Annotated in this window: 6 protein-coding genes; 4 read left to right on the plus strand and 2 right to left on the minus strand. The window is 61.1% G+C overall.

What is annotated here, in order from left to right; translation table 11 throughout:
* Window positions 1–144: 144 nt before the first annotated feature.
* Window positions 145–339, minus strand: coding sequence for a hypothetical protein (locus AC0L3N_RS19800; protein WP_473488732.1), 195 nt, complete (start codon window positions 337–339; stop codon window positions 145–147).
* Between the two features lie 375 nt (window positions 340–714).
* On the opposite strand from AC0L3N_RS19800, the gene AC0L3N_RS19805 reads away from it, so the two are divergent.
* The 3 genes from AC0L3N_RS19805 (at window position 715) to AC0L3N_RS19815 (ending at window position 1,540) form a co-directional block, all read left to right on the plus strand.
* Window positions 715–981 (plus strand): hypothetical protein, encoded by a 267-nt coding sequence (locus AC0L3N_RS19805; RefSeq protein WP_292180385.1) that lies wholly within the window; start codon window positions 715–717, stop codon window positions 979–981.
* On the plus strand, window positions 978–1,226 hold the full coding sequence (locus AC0L3N_RS19810) for a hypothetical protein (RefSeq protein ID WP_292180382.1): 249 nt from the start codon (window positions 978–980) through the stop codon (window positions 1,224–1,226). The genes AC0L3N_RS19805 and AC0L3N_RS19810 overlap by 4 nt, the downstream gene beginning before the upstream one ends.
* A gap of 176 nt (window positions 1,227–1,402) precedes the next feature.
* Complete coding sequence (locus AC0L3N_RS19815) at window positions 1,403–1,540, plus strand: hypothetical protein (RefSeq protein ID WP_292180379.1); 138 nt, start codon at window positions 1,403–1,405, stop codon at window positions 1,538–1,540.
* A 197-nt stretch (window positions 1,541–1,737) separates the two neighbouring features.
* Here AC0L3N_RS19815 and AC0L3N_RS19820 read toward each other — a convergent pair whose 3' ends face one another.
* Window positions 1,738–2,136 carry a Kazal-type serine protease inhibitor family protein gene (locus AC0L3N_RS19820; RefSeq protein ID WP_473549149.1) on the minus strand — a complete coding sequence of 133 codons (399 nt, stop codon included), beginning with the start codon at window positions 2,134–2,136 and terminating at the stop codon, window positions 1,738–1,740.
* A 453-nt stretch (window positions 2,137–2,589) separates the two neighbouring features.
* Here AC0L3N_RS19820 and AC0L3N_RS19825 point away from each other — a divergent pair, with 453 nt between their 5' ends.
* Window positions 2,590–2,802, plus strand: a complete 213-nt coding sequence (locus tag AC0L3N_RS19825) for a cold-shock protein (RefSeq protein WP_023799871.1) — start codon at window positions 2,590–2,592, stop codon at window positions 2,800–2,802.
* Window positions 2,803–2,922: the final 120 nt, after the last annotated feature.

A 2,922-nucleotide genomic window follows, 5' to 3' on the forward strand; every position in this document is an offset into this window, starting at 1 on the left:
TTGCCCTTATTTTTCCTGCCCCCCCCCCCACCCCCCCAACCCGTTGTTTGTAATCTAACAAACCAAAAAAAAAAATAAAAACCCCCCCTTGGGCCCCCCAAACCCCCCCCCCACCGGGGGCAGTAGGGCACTGCAAGCCGGCTGTCAGATCAGGCGGTTGGTCTCCGCAACCTGTCTGGCCCGCCGCAGCGTGCCGTCGGTGTCGGCGATCCTTCGCCTTGCTGCCTCGTCACTTCGTATCGTCAGCCGCGCCGACATGACTTTTGTAGGCCCGGCGGCCTGCTTGATAATCGGCTCGATTGTTACGGTCGAACTATCAGGTGTTTTCACGGAAACCATGATTTTTCCTTTCAGATGTAAATAAAAATCGATGCCGGGATGAATTTTTCCGGCACAATCTCAAACAATTCTTGTGAGGTGTCCGGATCGTATCACCATTCTACAAATAGTCCTAGAAAAGTAATTTCGCGATAAGGTCGACGATGGGCGGGAATCTTCTTGAATAAACCGCAATTTTGGATTAATGAATTGAGATCGTTTTTTGGGCCAAGCTTGGCATCTCGCGGCGTCAGAGGTTCTCGACCCGCCAAACTCATTCCAGATCGCCGATACCCAAATTGCCGATACGGGACACACGACACTTAAGTCCCGGTGCCGCGAAGCGGGCACCACCTTATCGGATCCAAGCCGGGAACGAGACTTCGAGGCACGAGAATGTCTGGCCGAACTACCCATTCCATCGCGCATTTCGAGGCACCCTTCATGCTCGGCGGCCTGGAAGGAAAAATGCCGGCCGGCGACTACGACATCGACCACGATGAGGAGCTTATCGATGGCATATCGTGGCTTGCCTGGCGGCGTGTCGCCACCTTCATCCATCTGCCGGCAAGGACGGTGAAAAGCCAGACCAGCCAATTGGTCGCCATCGACTTCGCCGAACTCGAAACCGCGCTGAGGCGCGACCAGGAGAATGCCGCATGATCCGCTTCCAGCAGAACGCACGCCCACGCACCGACACGCCCGCACATCTTTTCGCGATCGGCCAGACCGTTCGCATGAAGAGCCGCACCGGCCTTGTCCAGAAGACCGCTGAGCTGTTCCAGATCAAGAGCAAGCTGCCGGTCAAGGACGGCTCGCCGCAATACCGCATCCGCAGCGACGAGGAGACCCATGAACGGGTCACCACGGAAGACAATCTCGAAGTGGCCGACAATCCGAGCACCTAATGCATGTCGCCCAAAAGCATGCCCACGGGCCTGACCCGAGGGTGCGAAGCGGTTTTTGGGACAACGACATGCATAAAAACAAAAACTTAAAGCGCGTCGGCTGAATCCTTTTCAACGCGACGCGCTTTAGGTCCACATCAGCCACCACCACGTTAATCAATCACGAGGACCAAGAAATGGCCAAGGGTCAACAGCGCAGCAACCGCGAGACACGCAAGCCCAAGAAGGACAAGGCGGCGGCAAAGCCGGCCTTGCCCTTCGGCTCGGCCGTCAAGCAGGCGGAAGCCGGTTTGAAGCCGAAGTCCAAGGGCTAGTGGCGGACGGATGAGCAGCCCTGCATTCATCCAGCCATCGCGCGGATCGGATAAAAGATCACGTAACGTCAAAGCCATATGGTCAGGATTGGCTAGGGCCGAGTTCATCGCCCATTGCCATAAAGGCGAGGCTGCCGGCTAGAGGCAAGAGGCGCCAGCTGCCCTCCCCGTCCGGAGACGGGGAGGAAACCAGCCTCTCAGCAGGGACCGTCGTCGACGATGCGATAGTCGGCGGCGCGAGCCTCGCAGGCGTTGGGGAAGGTGCGCAACTCGCCGCCGCGGCGGGCGCAGACCGGGCGGTATTCGCGTGTGCAGAATGTCTGCTCTCCATCACCGCCGCCGTCGCGGCACTGGCCGTCGCCAATGATGCGGTACCCGGCCCGCTCGGCAAGGCAGGCATTGGCGAAGGTCTGGCGGTCGCCGCCGCGCCGGGCGCAGACCGGATCATACTGCTTGGTGCAGAATTGCGGCCCGGGCCTTGGCGGGCGGTACACCGGTCCTTCCTCCACCACAACCGCGGTACAGGCTGCAAGAACTGCCGACAGCAACAGGATGGCAAAACCCTGCCGAGAGAAGATTGCCGCAAGAAATTTCATGACTATACCTCCCTCGAGCCACCGCTCGGGCGCAAACGCGCGCGCTCCACTCCAGCCGATCCTCGCCATTCCACCGCCAAATGCAACCCCTGTTTGCAAGCTGCCCCAGCCCGCTGGACCATGCGTGGCCAGGCTCTGGCCGATGACCGGGCGAGCACCCCGTCCTATCGATGCCATGCGTCGGAATGCGCCCATTGGGTGGCCCGCGGGCGCTACCTTGCAACGATCACCTTTCCGTGCGATAAATTTTGTGTTCGGGCATTTGCGACCCGGAGAGCGGAACGTTTTGGACGACCTTTCCCCGATACTGTGAATCTCTGACGGCCCCGTTTTTCGGCGGGGGGTTTTGACCATGCGCCAATGCATGACTGCCGAAGCAACCACCGGGACTTGCCCACGGCGTCAGGCGGCGGGCAAACCACAAAGACTGACACGGGTGAAGGAGTTTCCCCAATGGCCCAGACCGGCACCGTTAAATTCTTCAACGCGACCAAAGGCTTCGGCTTCATCACGCCAGATGACGGCGCCAAGGACGTGTTCGTCCACATCTCCGCGATCGAGGCTTCGGGCCTGCGCACGCTCGTCGATGGCCAGAAGGTCACCTTCGACGTCGAGCCCGACCGCATGGGCAAGGGACCGAAGGCGGTCAATCTGCGCGCGGACTGAATCGTCGGCGCGGGGGGGGGGGGCGGGGGGGGCGGGGGGGGGGGGGGCGCCGGCCGGGGGGGGGGGGGGGCGGGGAGGGGGGGGGGGGGGGGGGTGTGTTGTGGGGGGGGGGGGGGGGGG

This window comes from Mesorhizobium sp. WSM4807 (assembly GCF_055811615.1).